The following is a 20531-nucleotide window of genomic DNA, read 5'->3' on the forward strand; positions in this document are numbered from 1 at the left end:
TGTTTATATTTTATCCTTAATTGAAAGAAATATGCAGCTGCTGCCTCTTTCTTCCAAGGTCTTCCAGTTCTTTTTTTGCTTTTATCAGTTCCTGAAGCCCGGCCATGTCTGACGGGTCCCAGGTACGGTTTTTTTCTTTGAGGCTTTCTTCCTTGATCCGCAGCAGCGCATCGGAAAAAGCCCTCTGCTGTTCTCCTTCGTTTTCCAGATGAATGGTGGCGTTAAAAAGAGATGCCACCTCCCGCTGCTCCTCACTGTCTGTAAAGGCGTTGAGAAGCTTTCCCGGATTGGTCTCTCCCTCCTTATGCTGTTCAAACAGCATCTGGGCTACCTCTTTATACAGCGGTACCACAAAATCGGAAGGGGAAATGTATTTTTCCACCTGTTCAAAAATACCCGGATAATTTACAAGCCAGGTCAGCATCAGCTTCTGTGCTTTGTCTGCAGCGGATTCCTTTTTCTTTGTTTCCGGAGTCCCGGACTTTGGCTGGATCCGTTTCTCTGCAGGCGTTCCCTTCAGAGCCAGCGTGTTGACCCTTTTCCGGATATCCTCCGTGCCCACTCCATAGCGGCCGTATTCCTTTACGATGGCTTCTATATAAAGATTCCTCTCCAGTTCATCGGAAAGCTCCAGAAGCATCCCGGCACACCGCTCAAAAAACTGATTCTGTCCCTGGGGTGCATCCATGGCAAATTCCTGTTCCGCAATATGTACACGAAACATAAAGCTGTCCATGGCCCGGTTCAGACGTTCCTCAAAGGCCTCCGCTCCTTCATTCTTGATGAACTCGTCCGGATCCTTCCAGGGCTTCAGGCTTACTACCCTGGACGTGACTCCCGCCTCCCGCAGGATCGGGATCGCACGAAGTGCCGCCCGGATCCCTGCACCGTCACTGTCATAAAGAAGCAGGACTTCCTTGGTGTAACGTTTCACAAGACTTGCATGTCCGGAGGTCAGTGCAGTTCCAAGCGACGCCACTGCATTGGTAAAGCCTGCCTGATGCATGGCGATCACATCCATATATCCCTCACAGAGGATCAGATAATTCTTCCTGGTGGTCCTGGCCACATTCAGCCCGTAAAGATTCCGGCTCTTATCAAAGATCTTCGTCTCCGGCGAATTCAGGTACTTGGGCTTGCCATCTCCCATGACACGACCTCCGAAACCAATGACCCGGTTGTTTACATCCATGATCGGGAAGATCACACGGTTCCAGAACTTATCATACATGCCTCGCCGCTCATCTACATTGAACAGGCCGGATTCCCTGAGAAGTTCATCACTGTAGCCCTTACCCTTAAGATATTTGTACAGATCATCACTGTACTTGTCCGAATATCCAAGACCGAATTTACGGATGGTTTCCTCGGAAAGACCTCTTCCTGTCAGATATCTGTAAGCCGCCTTTCCGCCTTCTCTCCGGAGCTGATAATAAAAGTACTGCGCTGCCAGCTTGTTGATCTCCAGAAGATTTGCTCTCTGTTCTGCTTTTTCTCTGGCTTCTCTGGAATACTCGATCTTCGGAAGCTCTACCCCTGCCCGGTCAGCCAGATGTGACAGTGCCTCACCAAACGAGTAATTCTCATATTCCATGATAAAATTGTATACGTTTCCTCCTGCTCCGCAGCCAAAGCAGTAATACATCTGCTTGGATGGTGTTACGGAAAAGGAAGGGGTTTTCTCATTATGGAAGGGACACAGCCCAAAATAGGAACTCCCCCTCCGTGTCAGTTTCACATACTGGGATATCACGTCTACAATGTCATTTTTCATTCGGACTTCTTCTATGATGTCATCTGAATAACGCATGCTTATCCCTCTTTTCCATTTAATAGACCTCCCAGGCTCTCGGTATATAGATCTCCCTGAATTTCTCCATGGAATACTGATCCGTCATTCCCGAAATATAATCACATACTGCCTGTTCCTTAGGTACTCCCCGGTATTCCACCAGTTCCCTGTATTCCCGGGACATTGCCTCCGGATGGTCAGTATAATATCCGTACAGTTCACTCAGCATCTGGATCACTTTATCCTCTTCCTTCCTGGCAACCGGATTCTCATAGACATTCCGGAACATCAGCGCTCGAAGCTCCATCATCGCCTCAAAAACATCCGGCGACATGGAGATGCTGTCTTTCCCCATACTGTTCTCTATAATATTATGTACGAAAGTATTCAGCCGTTCTCTCGTGGTATAGCCCAGAAAAGTTCTCATTGTGACAGGAATATCATCTTCTGTGATGATCCCTGCCCGCTGGGCATCGTCCATATCATGGTGGATATAGGCGATCTTGTCAGAAAAACGTACCACCTGTCCTTCCAGTGTGAAAGGATTTCCGCTGGTGCGGTGATTCATGATCCCGTTGCGGACTTCCCAGGTAAGGTTCAGTCCGTTTCCGTTCTTCTCCAGTACTTCCACAACCCGGACGCTCTGCTTATAGTGTGCAAAGCCACCCGGATGTACCTGATCCAGTGCTCTCTCTCCTGCATGTCCAAAAGGCGTATGCCCCAGATCATGTCCCAGAGCGATCGCTTCCACCAGATCTTCATTTAAGCGAAGTGCCTTGGCAATAGTCCGGGCGATCTGTGATACCTCCAGTGTATGTGTCAGCCTGGTACGGTAATGATCTCCCTGTGGTGCCAGAAACACCTGTGTCTTATCCTTCATACGGCGAAAAGCCTTACAATGAAGGATCCTGTCTCTGTCTCTCTGATACGTTGTCCGCACATCGCATTCCTCTTCCGGGTGCTCCCGGCCTCTGGTATCTGCGCTGTGAGAAGCATAAGGGCTCAAAAGCTCCCGTTCTCTCTGTTCCATGCTCTCTCTGATGTTCATAAGCATTTCCTCCACAGTCTGATAAACAGCGGCGACAAAATACCCTCTGTTAATTATATTCTACACAAAACCACAAATTCCTCTTTTCTGAAAAAATAATTCAAAAAATATTGGAGTTACGGTCTGATCAGCCCTTAAGATGTCCAAAATTATCCTATTGTATATGAAACGAATACAAATATATCACGCAGATCTTCCCATTTCAGCTTCTCACCAGTGCAGGCATGCAATAATTTACTTTCATATAGCCAAAAACAGAGCTGCAATTCACAGCTCTGTTTTAAAGTCATGCGGAAGATGGGACTTGAACCCACACAAGCGCAATGCTTACAAGATCCTTAGTCTTGCTCGTCTGCCAGTTCCGACACTTCCGCATATCGCATTTCATTGGAAATTTCCAATGCGGAAGATGGGACTTGAACCCACACGAGCGCAATGCTCACAAGATCCTTAGTCTTGCTCGTCTGCCAGTTCCGACACTTCCGCATGACCGCATTTCCTTGGGATTTTTTATTTTCTCCCTCGCGACAAGTGATAGTATAGCAAAGTGGATCTTGTATGTCAACACCTTTTTTCAAAAGTTTTCTATTTTTTCGGTTTTTCTGTTATTTTGTCACGATTATCTTTGGTCCGGCACCCTTTGCACGGAGGAGTTTTTTGTATGCACTTACCCTGGAAGCCGGTACTTTAAATCTGCAATTGGAGCGAATTCCTTTAAATGCATTGGCTCCGGTCTTCGCTGTCGTAAGCTTTGTGCCGAAGATCGTTACATTGGAGAGTTTACTGCAGCCGTAGAAGGCTTTCGCACCTACTGTCATTATATTCGCTCCGATTTTCACTGTTGTCAGCTTCTTCGCTCCGGACATTGCAGAGGTGCCAATGGCTGTTACACGAAAGCTCTTTCCACCAATCTTTACTGTCGTCGGGATCGTAAGGGCCTTTCTTGCTGCCTTGTCCGTAGCTCCGGTAAAGACTACGGTTCCCTTGCCGGATGTGTCTGCACTGGATATCTTATATTTCAGCCTGCTGACTGTATAGACCGCGTTTTTCTGAACCGTGATCCGGAATTTTTTTGTAACAGAACCGTTATATTTTCCTTTTCCTTTGATAGTAACGGATGCAGTTCCGATATTTTTATTATTCTTCCAGGTAAGGGTGTAATCCCTTCCGTTTACAAGCTTCTTACCGCCATAGGTTATGGTGAGTGCCTGGGTCAGTGGCTTTCCGGTAAAGGCCCTGGTCTTAAGTGCGGATATCTTTGTTTTGCTGATATTGGTAACCGCTGCAGTCTGTCCACCAATGGAAACAAATTTCACATCTTTAAAAAATACATGATATAAATTTTCACTTTGATGCATTCTCTTTACATATCGTTCCGCTGCCGAGCCTGTATAACCTTCTACTGTAAAACCACCGGGAATAACTTCCTCTGCACCATTTCCCATGTTATAACGTATTCCTAATGCCAGTTCGCCAATATCTGTAACTGATTTCGGAATACGGATCTTTTTCAGCTTAAGGCAATCATGAAACGCCCAATCTTCGATCTTAGTCAGTCCCTCATGTAAGGTCACACTGGTCAGCCCGGTATTGCAAAATGTGGCAGACTCGATCTGCTTCAGACCGGCAGGTATGTCAATCTTATCCAAGGATGTACAATCTCTGAATGCATCTCCTCCTAATTTATTTAACTGAGACGGAAGCTGGATCTGTGCCAGATTTTCGCAGTTAAAAAATGCACCCTCACCCAGCTCTTTTAATTGAGGCGGAAGCTGTACCTGCTTCAGATTTTTGCAGTTACAAAATGCCCCTCCTCCTATCAGCGTCAGTTTTTCCGGAAGCTGGATATTTCTGAGTCCGGTCTCGAAAAATGCATTCCTTTCTATTTCTGTTACGGAATCCGGTAACGCAATAGAACTCAGCGCACTGCAGCCTTTAAACATATCGACGCTGATCTTTTTCAGTGCTACGTTCTCAAATATTACCGATTCAAGGCTGCTGCAGCCTTTAAAAACATATTCTCCAACTGACAGGATTCCGTTTTTCAGTATTACCTTTTTCAGTCCGGTACATTCTTCAAACATATATCTCGGCACATCCACAGCACCGGATATCACGATATTCTCTATATTGTCAAGACCGTCAAAACAAAATTCCGGAAGCTTCATCCCCGGATCTCCATTGATCTCCAGCTCCTTGATACAGGTTTTCAGATTTCTCATACTGTACTTATCAAAACCGGTGATTCCCTTCCCGATCACCAGCTTGCTTACTCTGGAAAAATCAATACCTGCATTCTTCAAAGCACTTTCCGATACCTCATTTTCTGTCAGCTCCGTGTTATTTCCCGTAATGGTCAGTGTTCCATTCCCGTCCAGTACCCACGTAAATTTTCCATCAGAGTATTCTGCTGACGCCTGCACTGCATCCTTCGTTCCATCATCAAAAGCTATATTTTCTTCTTCTGCCTGTTCGCATTCCTCCAATGCTTCCGCTTCATCCATTGCCGCTTCCGGAGCCTCCGGATCTTCCTCTTCCGCAGTACCCTCTGGTGCTTCTTCACCAGGCTCCGTTACGCCGGTTTCCGCATTCTCCTGTACGTTGTTCCCGGTATCTGGCTTGTCTGTATCTGTGGTTTCCTGTTCCTCTGTAGCAGCTGATCCATCTGCAATCTCTGCTTCCACCTCTGCAGAATCTTCTTGATCTGAGGATGCAGTATCTCCATTTTCTTCTTCCGAAAATGATGCTTCCACATTCTCTGTTTCCATTTCTGCCGCCACTGTCAGCTCCGCCGGAGTCAGTGCCAGACTTGCCGCTACAAGTACGACCATGATCTTTTTTCCTGCACTTTTTCTTCTCATATGACTATGCTCCTTCCGTTTTCTTCTATCATATCATATAAACATGATATATTCTATCCGGATTCCTTTTTTACAGATTTTTTTATAGCAAAGAGTTCTTAATTCACAATAGTTTTGTTATCCATCATTCGTTTGTTCATAATGTCACCATTGTTCTTCTAGTCTCTTCCAAAAATATCTCTCGTATATACTTTCTCGAGCACATCATACAATTCATCATCATATCGATTTGCAAGAATTATGTTGCATCTTTTCTTAAAAGAAATAATGTTTTTGGTTATTGCTAATTTATATGCCAGTTGCTCATCACACATTGGCTCATACACAATTATTGAGTAATTCTCTTTTTCAAGCGCTTCTATTATTTCCCAAATTGCACTTTGCCTATAATTATCCGAATTACATTTCATCGTTAAGCGATATATTCCAATAACTATATCTTTACAATTCCGCATTCCAGCTTTACTAAAATATTTATCATTCAGCACCTGTTTTATTTGATTAATTATGTAATTTTTTCTTAACTTATTGGATTCTATTGTTGCTTGTGTAATACTTTGCGGTATCGCTCCATAGTCAGCTAGAAGTTGCTTAGTATCCTTCGGTAGACAATATCCACCATACCCAAAAGAGGGATTATTATAATATTGACCTATTCTTGGATCAAGACATACCCCTTCAATAATCGATTTTGTATTCAGGCCTTTCTGTTCTGCATAAGTATCAAGTTCATTGAAAAAACTAATTCTCATCGCTAGGTATGTATTTGAAAACAGTTTAATTGCTTCTGCTTCTGCATACGAAACAAACAGCACTTGTATATTTTCTTTTATGGCACCTTTCTTTAGAATTTCTCCTAAGATATCAGCTTTACAAACCAATGATGAATCCTGCATATCCACCCCAACAACAATTCTTGACGGATACAGATTATCATACAATGCTTTTGATTCACGTATAAATTCCGGGCAAAAAAGTATACGAGAATATTTATATTTTTTACGAAGCGCTTCTGTATAACCGATAGGAACAGTAGATTTAATCACAATACATGCCCCTGTCCTTTCTTCTAGAGCATCCTCTACCACGCTTTCTATAATGCTTGTATCAAAAGAGTTTGATAATTGGTCGTAATTTGTTGGAACGGCAATAAAAATATAGTCTGCATTCTTATAGGTGTTTTTTCCAGTCTGAACTGCCGTCAATGATAGGGGAACATTTTGAAAATAGTATTGCAATTCATCGTCTTTAACTGGCGATATTCTATTATTAATTTTTTCAACCTTTTCGAGAAGAATATCAACTGCTGTGATTTCATGTCGTTGTGCCAACATAACAGCAACGGACAATCCAACGTAACCCATTCCCACTACAGTTATTTGGTATTTGCTTTTATTACATAAACTATTACTCATAAATCGAACCTATCACACATATTCGTTTTGCATATACTGTTTGCAATCAACATAAGATATTTTAAGAAACTATGTATATATTTTTCTCACGCTCTGCCTAAATAACTTAAATAATCGCATACAAGTACCCAACAAATGATTACCTAAAATTTAAGTCATCCATGCAGTATATATGCATATTTTCACAAAGCATGGGGTCGTCATAATATTTACAATTTTTACAAGATACAATCTCCGGCTTCAACATTTCTACTGCCTTTCTGTACAAATCCGCAAAACTGCTTTCATATAAACTTCCTAATACTAATTTCTCTCTTCCTTTTTGAATAACACACTCTCCAGTATTCAGCACTTTAAAATACGCTGTTCCATTAATACAAAATGGTGTCCTAGAACAATGATTATTTTTGTAATCATTCTCCAATTTATTTTTTATAATCAATCGATCAGTTTCATCGATTCCAAGTTTCATTTGGCTTTTTCCTCTTCCTTTTAAGTACAATGGAAAAAAATGTATCATTTTAACATCAAGCTTTTTTAGAAAATTTATTAATGAATCAAGTCTGCTTAAATTAGATTTCTGTAGAACAGTCCCTACTGTAACAGGAATATCGTTTTGAGACATCATATTTATATATGAAACAGCCTTATCGAATGTCCCTTTACCACGAAATGCATCATGTTCTTGTTTTCTATCAGAATCTACGCTAACTCTGACTTCAAAAAAATTGGCAGCCTTAATATCAAGAACATTTTTTTCGGATAATGCAGTAGCGTTGGTATATAATGATTTATATTGAAACTTTTTAAAATTTTCTTCACCTAATAGTTCATAGAACCTTGGCCAGATGGTGACTTCCCCGCCAATAAAGCTAATAATTGCCTCTTTGCTTACCTCATAAATATCTTTTAATAGGTTATCAACCATTTCATAAGGCAACATTTTTGTATTTCCCAAACCTGCATTTTCAGAACAATACTTGCAGGTCTGATTACAATCATCTGTCAATACACAAATAACTAGGAGCCGTGTTGCAAATTGATCAATCATGTTTTCCACTCCTTCTCATTTGATACTTCAATCCACGTCTTTTTTTCAGATGCGTTCAAAACTGCTTCGATAATCCTATCAATCTTAGTTGCAAAACTAAAATCAATCTCAACCCCTTCTCCGTTACTAATACCAAATAAGAAGTTTTCCGCATCAATCCCCTTTAAATCTTCATATCCCACATTAAACCATCCATTATTATCAGATATGACTGTTTCATATCCGCAATTCTTGTTTCTAAAAATATGTAGCTCATTCATTCTCTCCAAAGAGTATCGAATTGCTCCCTCTGTGAATTGTACTTCAAATTTCATGTCTTGTTTACTACCTGGTGCTACTCTATTGCAAGAAATATATCCAATCCCTTTGTTTTTATATTCGAAAATAAACTGTGCAATATCATCATTTTCTACATCGCACTCGTTACCATTGTTATCCACCCTTTTTTTATGAATAACACTAGTCATCGCTGAAACACATTTTGTATCACCAAATAAATATTGAGAGACTGCTATGATATTTAATCCCAAATCACAAATCGCCCCTCCTTTAGATATCTTTTTATTCATTCTCCACTCATACGCGGAGTTCGGATTCGCGAGTCTGTCGTTGTCATATGCCCCTCGAAAACATACTAACTCTCCTAACTCTCCATTCTTAACTATTGATTTTATATATTGGATAGCAGGCGTATATACTAAATTGTAACAGCATGATGTTTTTATTCCTTTTTCTTTTGCTAACAAAGATAATGTTGTCGATTCCTTACTGTTCATTCCCAAAGGTTTTTCACAAACAACATATTTACCAGCAAGCAATGCTTCTTTTGCTATGTCGAAATGCATATGATTAGGTACGCAAATACATACTATATCTACGTTATCGTCCGAAACAGCTTTTCTCCAATCAGTTTCAACCTTTTGAAACCTAAAACGTTCTGCCATCTTAGTTGCATTAATTATATTTGAATCACACGCAATCTGCATTTTGGTATTATACAATGCAGAATATACAGCCGCATGTTTCATTCCGACAAATCCAGCTCCTACCATGCAAATTCTTAATTCTTTATTTTTCAAATTAATCCCTCTCCAATTCACATCTTAATCCCGCGAAAAAAAAGCATGTTGCATCGCTAACGGTGCTGAGATCCGTTCATTCTTATTCTCAGCCAGTAACTTTAGCAACAAATCTGAGCACTCATTAGATAACCCATCCGTGTTTTTAACATATATTTTTAAGTTCAAAAGTGCATCTGCAACATTTCTATGATAGCTATTGCTATTTCGTTCATAATCATCCCAGGACGTAGCAATAACACGCCCAAAAAAACTATACCCTCCAAAAGGACAATTGCCAAACAACAGTTCCCACATCATTACCCCTACAGCAAATATTTCTGATTTTTCATCATAAAAATCATCATATAACACTATTTCTGGCGCATGATAACCGCTATAGCGGAAACAAGCTCTAGTATCGTTTTTTATTTTCTGCGTTTCATCAAAGTCTATAATTACCGCAGCATAAGTATCTCGATGAGAATAAATCATGATATTTCCAGGATAAAAATCTCGATGAACATATCCATGTTCATGAAGCACAGCCAAACCTTTTAAAACATCAAAAATAATATGAGCAATCTCATTTTCGCCAAAACGTTTTTCTTTTACAATATAATCTTGCAGAGATACTGAATTTACATATCGTTGAACATATCCAACATACCTACTGGTAGGTGAAACGAATGTCTTTATCGGTATACAAAGATTTTCACAGTTTTTAATCGATGTCAAAAAAGCTGGGCATGTTTTTTTTTCCGTTATTTTAATACACAAATCATCTGAAATTTTATAAATACTACTTGTATAACCTTTACCTATTATTTCGCTTGAATGCAAATTACACCCATATTCATGACATATTTCATCTATGAATAAATCCAGTTCGCTCATGATACCTAAACTCCCCTTTTAATTAAGGGACCTCTCCAACTTATCTATGATATTATCTCTCTCTGCCTGTGAAAGCACCCTACATTTTTCAATATTAGAAATAGAATTAAGCACAATCTCCAATGACTTTTCTGCTATCATCCTAGTTAATCCGCATCTACATTCGTCCTTAATATCTGCCCTGCCAAATCTTGTCAGCTTATCATACACACAGCTTCCTCCACATATACGATATGCTATACAAGAACGACACTCTTTAATATAAAAGGGAGATGTTTTTTTGTACTCTTTTATACACGTCGGAAGCTTGTCTACACTATCAAAAAACTTATCATGCATAGTAATTGGTCCTTCGCAAATCCCAAAACGTGTCCCTTTACATGCGACAATACGTTTTCCACATGCCTTGCATTCGTATGGAATTGCTCTACCAGCTATAAATGCATTCATTTTTTGTTCTACTTGAACAAGATATATTCCCTGATTATGCAATATCTCATAAGCATCCATCATCCTTTGGTGAGCCAAATCAAAAGACGATAGTTTCATAGCATAATTATCTTCATTTCCGTGAGGCAAACAAAATCCAAGACTATTCGGTTTTAACTCAATAGCCCACTCAATTAATTCTTCGAAAACCTCTTCGTTGTGAGGACCAATTACAGTAGTAATACCGGTTTTACATCCAGATTCTTTCAATAACTGATATCCTCTAATCGCCTTTTCATATGTTCCTTCTCCATTTGCATTACATCTCGCAAAATTATGATATCTAGCAGGACCGTCAAGCGATACAATTACTTCAACATTGTTAGATGACAAAAAATCTGCGATTTCTTTAGTGCAAAGCGAACCGTTGATAACCATAGAAAACGAAATGTTATCATCGAAAGATCTCACATAGCTAATTGCATATTTAATTCCATCAAAATTCAATAATGGTTCACCGCCAAAAAACACTATACTCTTCGGAATCTTTGCAACTTTGTAAAAAACATCGATGGCATTTTTGATTTCAGCAATTGACATATTCTCAATCGCTGAAGTCTTTTTCTGTCTACAATATTTGCACCTAAAGTTACAACTTTCCGAAACAGCTAAATACAGCTGCTCATATTCCACCGCTTCTAAATCAATGGTTGTATCCGTCGTTGCTTTAAAAAAGTCTTTATCAATGAGTTCTATTGATTTTGAACAGGCAATTTTCCCGTTCTGATTGTTATAAAACAAAACATAGTCCCCATCTCTTATAACATAAATATATTGTTCATTATAATATATGCGTTCCATATTATTTCTCCAATAGATAATTCCCAAGAATCAAAAAATCCAATCCAGAAGAGTAGAAACTACCAATTGCATCTGTTGGGTTCTCTACAATTGGTTTCCCTCTAAAATTCAAAGATGTATTTATAATCACAGGCAGACCTGTAATTCTTTCAAATTCATCAATCAAAGAATATATAAACTTATTTGATTGCATTGTAACCGTCTGTACCCGTGATGATTTATCAACGTGTGTTACTGCAGGAATGCAACTTGCCCTATCATTTCGTACAGTACAAGTAAACAACATATATTGATTCTTTTCTCCAATGAAAAAATCCTCAAATTTATCTTCTTTGACGATTGGAGCAATAGGTCTAAACATCTCTCGACCCTTAATGTTATTAATTCTTTTTAACATATCACTCGGTGCCGGACTAGCTATTACACTTCGATTTCCAAGAGCACGTGGTCCAGCCTCCATTCTACCTCTGAAAATTCCACCAATCTGACCGTCAGCCATTCTTTTTGCGGCCTCAACAACCATCCCATCGTCATTCAAAAAGGAAGCTTTAAGTTTTGCATCAGAAATCAGTTTTCCTATCATTTCATTCTTATATTCAGTTCCCAAATACATATTGTCAAAAGAAATCTGCATATTTCCTTTGTATTTATTATACGCTAGTGCGGCTGCACCCATAGACGTTCCAGCATCGCTTGAAGCAGGCTGAACAAATATTCTATCGAATATTTTCTCATCCGAAATTTTGCCGTTTGCCACACAGTTTAGCGCAACTCCGCCAGCCATACAAAGATTTGTGATTCCTGTTTTATTTCTATAATATGTAAATAACTTGACTAATATTGTCTCTAAAATAGTTTGAAGTGATTTTGCTATATCTTTATGTCGCTGATTTATTTCTTCTCCTTTTTTTCGAGCCGGTCCTAAATATGCACTTAAATTAAACATTTTCTGTTCATTTATTTTGTATTCACCTTTTTCATTAAAGGTGATAATGTTTTTAAAAGCTTCCAAATAGGTATTATTCCCATAAGAAGCAAGTCCCATCACCTTAAACTCGTCCTGAAATGAATTAAAACCAAGATGCTTTGTGACGACAGTGTACAAAATACCTAATGAATCGGGAATATCAAATGATTTTATCTTTTTTAACCCATTTGGCGATCCAATGTATAACGATGTACAACTTTTTTCGCCACAACAATCCGCTGCGAAAACAAGGCTTTTTTCAAATCCCGAGAAACAGTATGCAGATGCAGCATGAGACATATGGTGATTATAAAACAATAATGGCACCTTTTTTATATCTTCCGGCAACATACGATCAGACATATACTGGAACATTTCATAATCGCTACTTAGAATCCTTTTGGTGTGAAATAAAGAACGAAGTGCATAAAAATCATCGTAATATGACCACCTTTTTGAAAACAATCCCTTTATATGGTCCCATTTATCATACGATAATGCTATTGCATCAACCTCCTTAATATTAATATCCAAATAATCTAAAGCTGAATACATAGCTTTATAGGGAAAGTGAACACTATACGGGCTATATCGTTTACCACCCTTAATGCCACTAAAACGTTCTTCTTCTGCTGAATAAACTAATTTTCCATCTATAATCACAGAAACTGATGAGTGTTCAAAGAAAAAATTAACTCCAAGTATAATCATAATTCCTCCACCATTTTTTTCAATATTACAGATATTTGTTGCAAACCATTTGTTCCAAATGAAGTAAAACTATTTTTCTTATAGGATTCATTCATAAAAGAACGTAACCGCAATTCTAACGAACATCGATAATCATCATTGTAAAATAAAGACTTTATTTGCTCATATATGTATTGAACTGTTTTTTCTTCGGGTTCGTCCTTAAATTGTTCGAGTGCTTTTTCACTCAGAGAATCATACTCCCAGTCAACCACTTTAACTTCTTTACAAATATTCTTAGCAACAGACACATTATAAAACTGGCTTAGATTTTGTGGAGGAAGAATAATTGTTTTAATATTCATTCCATATGTCTCATAAATCGTTGTTAAGCCAGGTGATGTAAAAAACTTTGATGCACCAGACACAAGTTTTAAAAAGTCTAAATGTGAATATGTTTTACAACAGTATTGAGGATAGTTTTTCTTAACCAACTCAACAACATTTCTCCCGCCAGTGATATATATCTTTTCGCTGCCAACCACTTTTATAAGTGCATCCATTACTAAATTAAAATATTCTGTACCATCTCCAAAAGGGGAATGAAGTCCGCCAAAATTAAGTACTATGTAATCCTCTTGCTCTTTGACAGTAAAGTTTGGAATAATCGGTTCAACCCAAATATAATTTTTCACAGAACTTAATGCTGAATTAGGTTTGTAATCCGGATATTTTTGTCCACAATAAGCATATACATTATTAGGAATATAGTCAGCTCCAGTCCACATAAATGGTAAACTATCAATATAAAGAACTTTTACCCCCATGTCTTCAAGAAAAGTTGCCAACTCTGGATCCAATACATTGACTGCATAGTGGATATCATATCTTTCTATGAATGTTTGAATTTCTTTTTTATCTCGCGACCAACATACATCAAAGAAAGGGTTGCTATCATATACTGATAGATTCAACTCATCCCCACAAGCATACCATTCATAATGTTTATTATTTTCAACCACGGAACAGAGTTTCCCACTTGGTCCTAATCCAAAACCAACCGCGCATGCTAATACTCTCATGATTCCTCCCTATATATCAAAAACATCATTCTCAACCACTTCTGGAAAATCAGAGCAATATGCATTTAGTGGTTCACAACCTTTACAGTGCATGTATCCATTCTCATAGTACCAAACTCTTTCCTCCTGTATATCAGCGAAGCCACGACTTCGGTGTGGTACACAATTGCAAGGGAAAATATGATTTGAAAACGGGTCATAGAATGACATGTATTTTACAAGATTGCATTTATTCTGCGGATGAATTGTATATTGACCATGCCAAAAGTCATCTATACTTCCTGCCCATTTTCCGGAATACCCCAATAGTTTCACTTCTGATTGTAATATTGCCATTTGAAATTGCTCGTAATACTGGCGAAACTCATTTAACCCGATTTTATCTTTCCATATATATCCATCCATCTTGATAGGTATAATAGACCACTGTTCTACTCGATTTTGTTTCAACCAATTCGCAAGTAAAGACAACTGTGAAATATTATTATGACTAACAACTGTGTTTACACGCGTATGTAAATCCGGGTAGCAACGATTGATCAGGCTTAAAGAATTTTCAATTTTCCTAAATAGACCATCCGTCCCCCTGATTCTATCGTGCACTCTAGGCAAGGGTCCATCAACGCTTATGATAATTTGATTTAAACCGTTATCGACTAAACTACTAAGCTTATCTTCCAATAATAAACCATTAGTAATAACAGAGGTTTTTATACCTAGTTCATGGCACATTCTGATATATTGAGGCAATTGATCGCACAGAAGCGGTTCACCACCTGTAAAACGAACTAATTCTACAGACTCAAATTGAGACAATACATTTCTAAACTGATCTTCTGATATCTCCATCTTTGGGTTTTTCCAGAAATCACACATAAAACATCGTGCATTGCAATTTTTATTTACTCTTATATATAAAACTTTTGAATTCATTTTAGATTTCACCTTTGCTAGCCCTTACTGTTTCCAAGAAACTATCTATTTCTGGCAATGCATTTTTCTCTTCACCGTTATACCAAATAACATGTCCCGGCGTAATTGTAGTTATATTCTTCACCAAAGCGCTATAACTTTGTTTTTCGTTTAACAATATCACAATGAATTTATTATACGCACTGGCCCACCCCAATTCTACTGCTACTCCCATAGAATCATCTGGCACGGCAATGATTATATCTGAATTTACCAATTCATCCAAATCCATTTTGCATGAATAAACATCTAACGGCTTAGCACCGTACTCCTCTCTTTTAAGTGCCAAAAAAACATTAGGTGCAAATTTCAAACATAATTCGTATAAATCTTCTGTGAATTTTTTATAACTCTCATTAGTAAAACCTGTTCCATCAACATATTTAATAAATGGACAAGCAATAAATATTTTGTTCATATTTTTACAATCCTTCACTTAATGTATCTAAGGTCAATGAAACATTGTGTAACACTTGGTCGTCCAATGACTTGTCGTACCAAATAATAAGAGTATCTGTAATATCTTCAAGCCCAGAAATCAAAGGCGTATATCTTTTGCCTTTATTTAGAATGAGAACTATTTTTTTCTTCATAGCACTAGCCCATCCTAATTCAACTGCAGTTCCTTTAGAATCTTCAGGAATTGCAACGATAATATCAGAAGTTTTCATCTCTTTATAATCCAATTCTGTGCAAGTATCCGTCATTAAGTTTTTGCCATATTGTTCTCGTTTCAGAGCCAAAAATACTTCGTCAGCGTAATGAGTACAAAGATCATACATTTTCTCCATGAAACATCTAAACATTTCATCTGTAAATGTATTGTTTTCTATATACTTTGTAATTGGACATCCTATAAATATTTTTTTCATTTTTACCTCGAATCATTTAACTGTAATATTCTATCCAAAGCGATCTGGGACTGGTAGCCATCGTTAAAAGAAGCAACTACAAAATTATTCTTGCCACGAATAGCCGCTACCCATTCTTTATCTTGTAGCATTATAGAATCATAAAAATCAAAAAAATCTTCTTTATTAATTTCGTTTGATAATGATTTCATTTGTGTCTTGCCGCCTTCTGTAACAGAATATATTTGCATAGTTCTTGAGTCATACTTAATTATTTTCCTGTCGCATTTTATTTGAACAAAGAACCGCACATCTTTAGGATTATCAATTCTTGCTGCTTCTAAGCAAAATGCGATGTTATTGTCAGTGTACCCCTTAACTATTGATTCGTAATCACATGCATTAATGTATTTCATTTGCGTTTTGCAACAATCCACATCAATTTTTCCTCCACTTAAAATGGAGAGTAGATCAATTAAATGAATGCCCAAATCTGAGAGTACACTAGTTTCATCCCTTCGCCAATCATTTCGAAATAACCTTCGAATTGAAAGATGTATTTCTTCAACAGTTGTATTCTTTATCTCATTTTGTAAGCTTTTTGTAATGTCAAAAAACCTATAATTAAATCCAACCGCACAAATCACACTTGTTATTTCGGATAAGCCACACATTTCCTTAGCTTCAGCATAACTCTGTGCCATTGGTTTTTCACAGAGAATGTGCTTGTTATGCTCTAATGCTTTTCTCACAAAATCAAAATGAGTCCAAACTGGTGTGGCAATAATCACAGCATCCACAGAATCAAATAAATCATCTAAGGTCTTTGCAGCTTTACAGTCATATTCATCTGAAAACCTCTTAGCAATTTCATCATTGACATCAAATATGTATTGCCTCATAGAACAATCTATTGATTTTAATGCTTTAGAGTGAACTCCTGCTGCAAATCCAGCCCCGATTATACCAATGTTAAGAATGTTATTGCTGTCTTCCCAATTCATATGCGTCCCTTCCATAAGAAGTTTTTTCAATTTCTTCTCTTGCATCTACTCCAGCTGCCAATACAGCTCCTTCATAATTCCACCTGAGGAACTTGCAAAAATTCTTTACAGTATTCATCAAAGGATCAAAAACAGATTCATCACAATCCCAAGCGCTACTAAGCACAATATATTTCTTAGCGCCTCTAAATCCATCTGTTTTCTCTAGTTGATACATTCTATCTATGGTCATTTTCAGTTGGGCTGTCATGCACATATAATACACAGGTGTTACAAAAACTACTTCATCCGCTGCAAGAAGATGCGGGACTAGTATTTGAAAATCATCTTTCCAACAACATATCCCTTCTTTTCTGCATTTGTTACAACCAATGCAAGGATTCACTTTCATAAAAGCAGAATCAAACCGAAATACCTCATTATCATTTTCTATACAACCACGAATAAACTCATCAGCAAGATAACTTGAAGTGCCTCTGCGTCTGCCACTTCCCGTAATCACCACTACTTTCATGTCTATCAATCCCCCATCAGTTCGATACTGATTCCGTTAGGAAGTCTAAACCAATTATCCTTTTCCTTAATCGAGCTACAATCGCTTCCTATCGCTGTTTTAATGATATCGGTACGATTGTCAGTACCTAACGCTATATGATCAATGCCATCTGTACTAATATCATTGCACGACTCTTTCAGTTGAATTCCTTCCTCAAACCAAAGCTGTCTATTAGGCGCTTCACCTGTAATTCTTTGTATATTCAATCCTAAACGCACAAATAAATCGACATATTTATCAAAATCGTTTACCGCAATTGCCACATGATGAAGTTGAATCATCTCTATCCCTCCCATTTTATTAATTAGCCTATTTTTCCACCGACACTATATGTGCATAAAACTGTCTATCGCTTGTGTATCGTATCATAATTTATCTTGTGAATTTACTTTAAATTGCCTAACAAACTCCTCTGGGTATATTCCAAATAACGAAATCAACTTTGATGTTTCTTCTAAAGACTCAAAGAAAAAAATAAGTGAAAGATAAATATTCCAAGACATATCTTTATTCCCATTTTCTATTTGACAGTACGTCTGCCTAGAGATGCTAAGTATTTTTGCCAAATCATCTTGAGAGATATTTGCTTTCGCTCTTAACACTTTTAGTTCCGAAACCAAAGCAGTGATGCATTCCTTCTTAGTATCATCCGATATAAACCATTGTCCTTTCGTTCCTGTCATAGCTATTCCTTTCATATCCACATTTGTTCCAAGTGTAAAGTACACCAATTATCCCTTATTATATATAACGTCGCCAATATTGTCAATGTGTCGTGAATATATTCATACTATCACCCTAATTTTTATAGACTATATAAATTTTGGTCCGTAAGCGCTTAAGCGATTACTTTGGTCCCATGTTTTGTGCTTTTGGAGATGGAATATATTGACTATGCATAAAAAAATCACCCGGAACTGACCAAAAAAGTCGGCTCCAGGTTTCGCTTTGTGTCCATATTTTCTTTACTCTTCCACTTCCATCTGAAGGCCGGATTTCAGTTCCACCACAATCTTCTCATCGAAAATGGTAATCCTCTCAACCAGCCTTCTAGTGAGGGCTTCGCTGTACTCCGTACTGGCTGCGGGCATTTCTTCCAGGAAGGCAACCATATCGTTCATTCGTGTCTGCGGGTCAGTTCGTTCTGCCGCCTCGGCAAGGATATCCTGACAGTCTCCCCGAAGGTCATCCATCTAAGCCCCAGTTCTTCGACCAATACGTTGTCGTCGGAGTTGTCGAGCATCTGCTGCTGAAGTTCCACGAGCTGTTCATCAATTGCCGCAATCCTTGCTTCAAGGTCATCAAAGACCGTTTCCCTGATGTTCGTTTTCAGAAGAGAAATGACGGCGTTTCTTCTTGCGTAGAAGGGCATAGATGCACTAAACCTTCCTGACCAGGAGGGCTCTTTGCTTTATTCACTTTTTTGTTCTTCATCTCTTATGAAAAGCATAGTACCATCCATTGCATATATATTCATATGCAATTTCTGCTCCTTGTACGTTTCTTTAAAAGTAGCAAGATATAAAGCATACTCAATTTGTCTGCATGCAGTTACTTCATACACTCTATAAAATTCGTTTGTATCAAGCTCATTTTTTAAAGTAGCTATACCGACAATAGCATTTTCGTCCGAGCCCTGCTTTCTAATAAAAATCCTCTCAAATCGAAAGTCAAAACTATATATTTCATTATTAGGTTTGATTATCAGCGGATATACTATTATTTCGGATGGTAAATCCGAAATATCATTTGGAGCGTCAATGAAAAAAGAAATGTACTCCACACATGTTTTTCCTTCGTGCTCTGAATAAACCTGTTTATAATGTATTTCTTGAATTCTTTGTCCATTAGAAATACAGTTAGGAAGCTGATTTAAAATTTCCTTCAACACTTCGTCGACTGTATCATTGACATAATTTCTGATTTCTTCTATTTTGGAAAGAGCATCTTCTGTAGGATAACTTACACCTCCATAGGAAAATGAGTTAATTTCAAATGTATTAGTATTTCCTAATAGAATGCTATTTTTAACCGTAATAAGAATGGTCTCCAGATCCAATCGCATATAAAGGGTAAATAAACGCCCGATTTTCTCGGGTGCCCTTGACATGCAATAGAATCCATGCTACTAAATAAACAACAGGCTGAACAGCAAAGTATGCCATTCAGCCCATCACATTATATTTTTGTATTCTATAAACCTATGATTTTATCATCAATCTGAGAGGTTTACACAGAATAATTTACAAAAAACCTGCATCCGTTTCCAGATGCAGGTTTCCTAAATAAAAAATGCGGAAGATGGGACTTGAACCCACACGAGCGCAATGCTCACAAGATCCTTAGTCTTGCTCGTCTGCCAGTTCCGACACTTCCGCATATCGCATTTCTTTGGAATTCTTTATCTTCTCCCTCGCGACAAGTGATAGTATAGCAAAGTGTTTTTTGTATGTCAACAGTTTTTTCTAAAAAAATCCAAAAATATTTTTTGTTTATACAATTAATACATTTCGTTTAATAACAATCTGAGACAGAGAATCTTTCATCCCAGAATTTATACTCCGACACAGGTTACGCCTCAGTCGTAAAAAGAGCAGCCTCTTCAAAAAGGCCGCCCTTCTGTCTCACTTCTGTTTTTTTCTATATGGATCAGTCAAAAATGATCAGTGCCATGAACACAAGATCTGTGTCGCCTGTGTTGGTAAGACCGTGTCCTTTTCCATCTGGTGTGATGGTGATGTCGCCGGCCTTTACCGGGCGTTTCACGCCGTTATCGTCGTACTCGCCTTCACCGCTTAAGATATAGTAGGTTTCTGTCTCGCCATGATGCTCATGGTATCCCAGAGAACATCCTTTTTCGATGGTAACCTGTGCGTAAAGTCCGCATTTTCCCTTCAGCTCGTCTCCCTCAAGAATGTCTTTGATGATCACATGGCCTTTACCGCCGCACATATTTTCTACTCTTCTGATACCCATGATAAAATCCCCTTTCGTGAT

General features: G+C 38.1%; 21 protein-coding genes and 3 tRNA genes. All 24 read right to left on the minus strand.

The features are described 5' to 3' along the window. Nucleotides 1-16: 16 nt before the first annotated feature. Complete coding sequence (gene dnaG / locus BN3261_RS00790) at nt 17-1810, minus strand: DNA primase (RefSeq protein WP_022426755.1); 1794 nt, start codon at nt 1808-1810, stop codon at nt 17-19. Between the two features lie 19 nt (nt 1811-1829). Beyond that, a complete protein-coding gene (locus BN3261_RS00795) occupies nt 1830-2840 on the minus strand; it encodes a deoxyguanosinetriphosphate triphosphohydrolase (RefSeq protein WP_022426754.1) in 1011 nt (336 codons plus the stop codon). A 289-nt stretch (nt 2841-3129) separates the two neighbouring features. Beyond that, nucleotides 3130-3214, minus strand: a tRNA-Leu gene (locus BN3261_RS00800). A gap of 27 nt (nt 3215-3241) precedes the next feature. Then, nucleotides 3242-3326, minus strand: a tRNA-Leu gene (locus BN3261_RS00805). 119 nt (nt 3327-3445) lie between these two features. Continuing rightward, on the minus strand, nt 3446-5701 hold the full coding sequence (locus tag BN3261_RS00810) for a leucine-rich repeat protein (protein WP_059085228.1): 2256 nt from the start codon (nt 5699-5701) through the stop codon (nt 3446-3448). A gap of 158 nt (nt 5702-5859) precedes the next feature. Further along, nucleotides 5860-7116: a nucleotide sugar dehydrogenase gene (locus BN3261_RS00815; RefSeq protein ID WP_059085229.1), complete on the minus strand. Its 1257-nt coding sequence runs from the start codon at nt 7114-7116 to the stop codon at nt 5860-5862. Between the two features lie 139 nt (nt 7117-7255). Then, a complete protein-coding gene (locus BN3261_RS00820) occupies nt 7256-8167 on the minus strand; it encodes a radical SAM protein (protein ID WP_059085230.1) in 912 nt (303 codons plus the stop codon). Then, entirely contained in the window at nt 8164-9246 is a 1083-nt protein-coding gene (locus BN3261_RS00825) for a Gfo/Idh/MocA family protein (protein ID WP_059085231.1), read from the minus strand. Before BN3261_RS00825 ends, BN3261_RS00820 begins: the two co-directional genes overlap by 4 nt. Before the next feature lie 24 nt (nt 9247-9270). Beyond that, nucleotides 9271-10122 (minus strand): protein kinase domain-containing protein, encoded by an 852-nt coding sequence (locus BN3261_RS00830; RefSeq protein ID WP_059085232.1) that lies wholly within the window; start codon nt 10120-10122, stop codon nt 9271-9273. Between the two features lie 18 nt (nt 10123-10140). Further along, the gene (locus tag BN3261_RS00835; RefSeq protein WP_059085233.1) at nt 10141-11412 is read right to left on the minus strand and encodes a radical SAM protein; all 1272 of its coding nucleotides are present in this window, start codon (nt 11410-11412) and stop codon (nt 10141-10143) included. A 1-nt stretch (nt 11413) separates the two neighbouring features. After that, the gene (locus tag BN3261_RS00840) at nt 11414-13090 is read right to left on the minus strand and encodes a carbamoyltransferase family protein (protein WP_059085234.1); all 1677 of its coding nucleotides are present in this window, start codon (nt 13088-13090) and stop codon (nt 11414-11416) included. Next, on the minus strand, nt 13087-14151 hold the full coding sequence (locus BN3261_RS00845) for a hypothetical protein (protein ID WP_059085235.1): 1065 nt from the start codon (nt 14149-14151) through the stop codon (nt 13087-13089). Before BN3261_RS00845 ends, BN3261_RS00840 begins: the two co-directional genes overlap by 4 nt. Before the next feature lie 9 nt (nt 14152-14160). Continuing rightward, nucleotides 14161-15084: a radical SAM protein gene (locus tag BN3261_RS00850; RefSeq protein ID WP_059085236.1), complete on the minus strand. Its 924-nt coding sequence runs from the start codon at nt 15082-15084 to the stop codon at nt 14161-14163. A 1-nt stretch (nt 15085) separates the two neighbouring features. Continuing rightward, nucleotides 15086-15541: a nucleoside 2-deoxyribosyltransferase gene (locus tag BN3261_RS00855; protein ID WP_059085237.1), complete on the minus strand. Its 456-nt coding sequence runs from the start codon at nt 15539-15541 to the stop codon at nt 15086-15088. Nucleotides 15542-15545: 4 nt separating this feature from the next. Continuing rightward, entirely contained in the window at nt 15546-15995 is a 450-nt protein-coding gene (locus tag BN3261_RS00860) for a nucleoside 2-deoxyribosyltransferase (protein WP_059085238.1), read from the minus strand. A gap of 2 nt (nt 15996-15997) precedes the next feature. Beyond that, the gene (locus BN3261_RS00865) at nt 15998-16978 is read right to left on the minus strand and encodes a Gfo/Idh/MocA family oxidoreductase (protein ID WP_059085239.1); all 981 of its coding nucleotides are present in this window, start codon (nt 16976-16978) and stop codon (nt 15998-16000) included. Further along, the gene (locus BN3261_RS00870) at nt 16956-17492 is read right to left on the minus strand and encodes a flavodoxin family protein (RefSeq protein WP_059085240.1); all 537 of its coding nucleotides are present in this window, start codon (nt 17490-17492) and stop codon (nt 16956-16958) included. The genes BN3261_RS00865 and BN3261_RS00870 overlap by 23 nt, the downstream gene beginning before the upstream one ends. Before the next feature lie 5 nt (nt 17493-17497). Beyond that, the gene (locus BN3261_RS00875; RefSeq protein ID WP_059085241.1) at nt 17498-17815 is read right to left on the minus strand and encodes a VOC family protein; all 318 of its coding nucleotides are present in this window, start codon (nt 17813-17815) and stop codon (nt 17498-17500) included. Between the two features lie 84 nt (nt 17816-17899). Then, nucleotides 17900-18232: a helix-turn-helix transcriptional regulator gene (locus tag BN3261_RS00880; protein WP_059085242.1), complete on the minus strand. Its 333-nt coding sequence runs from the start codon at nt 18230-18232 to the stop codon at nt 17900-17902. Nucleotides 18233-18499: 267 nt separating this feature from the next. Further along, nucleotides 18500-18655: an integrase gene (locus BN3261_RS00885; RefSeq protein WP_110925726.1), complete on the minus strand. Its 156-nt coding sequence runs from the start codon at nt 18653-18655 to the stop codon at nt 18500-18502. Beyond that, nucleotides 18652-18906, minus strand: coding sequence for a hypothetical protein (locus BN3261_RS00890; RefSeq protein ID WP_059085243.1), 255 nt, complete (start codon nt 18904-18906; stop codon nt 18652-18654). The genes BN3261_RS00885 and BN3261_RS00890 overlap by 4 nt, the downstream gene beginning before the upstream one ends. A gap of 39 nt (nt 18907-18945) precedes the next feature. After that, nucleotides 18946-19644 (minus strand): hypothetical protein, encoded by a 699-nt coding sequence (locus BN3261_RS00895; RefSeq protein WP_059085244.1) that lies wholly within the window; start codon nt 19642-19644, stop codon nt 18946-18948. A gap of 183 nt (nt 19645-19827) precedes the next feature. Further along, a tRNA-Leu gene (locus BN3261_RS00900) sits at nt 19828-19912 on the minus strand. 271 nt (nt 19913-20183) lie between these two features. Further along, nucleotides 20184-20510, minus strand: a complete 327-nt coding sequence (locus BN3261_RS00905) for a cupin domain-containing protein (protein ID WP_015525755.1) — start codon at nt 20508-20510, stop codon at nt 20184-20186. Nucleotides 20511-20531 lie beyond the last annotated feature (21 nt).

Origin of the sequence: Blautia massiliensis (ex Durand et al. 2017) (genome assembly GCF_001487165.1) — a bacterium.
In the GTDB taxonomy this organism is placed as follows: domain Bacteria; phylum Bacillota; class Clostridia; order Lachnospirales; family Lachnospiraceae; genus Blautia_A; species Blautia_A fusiformis.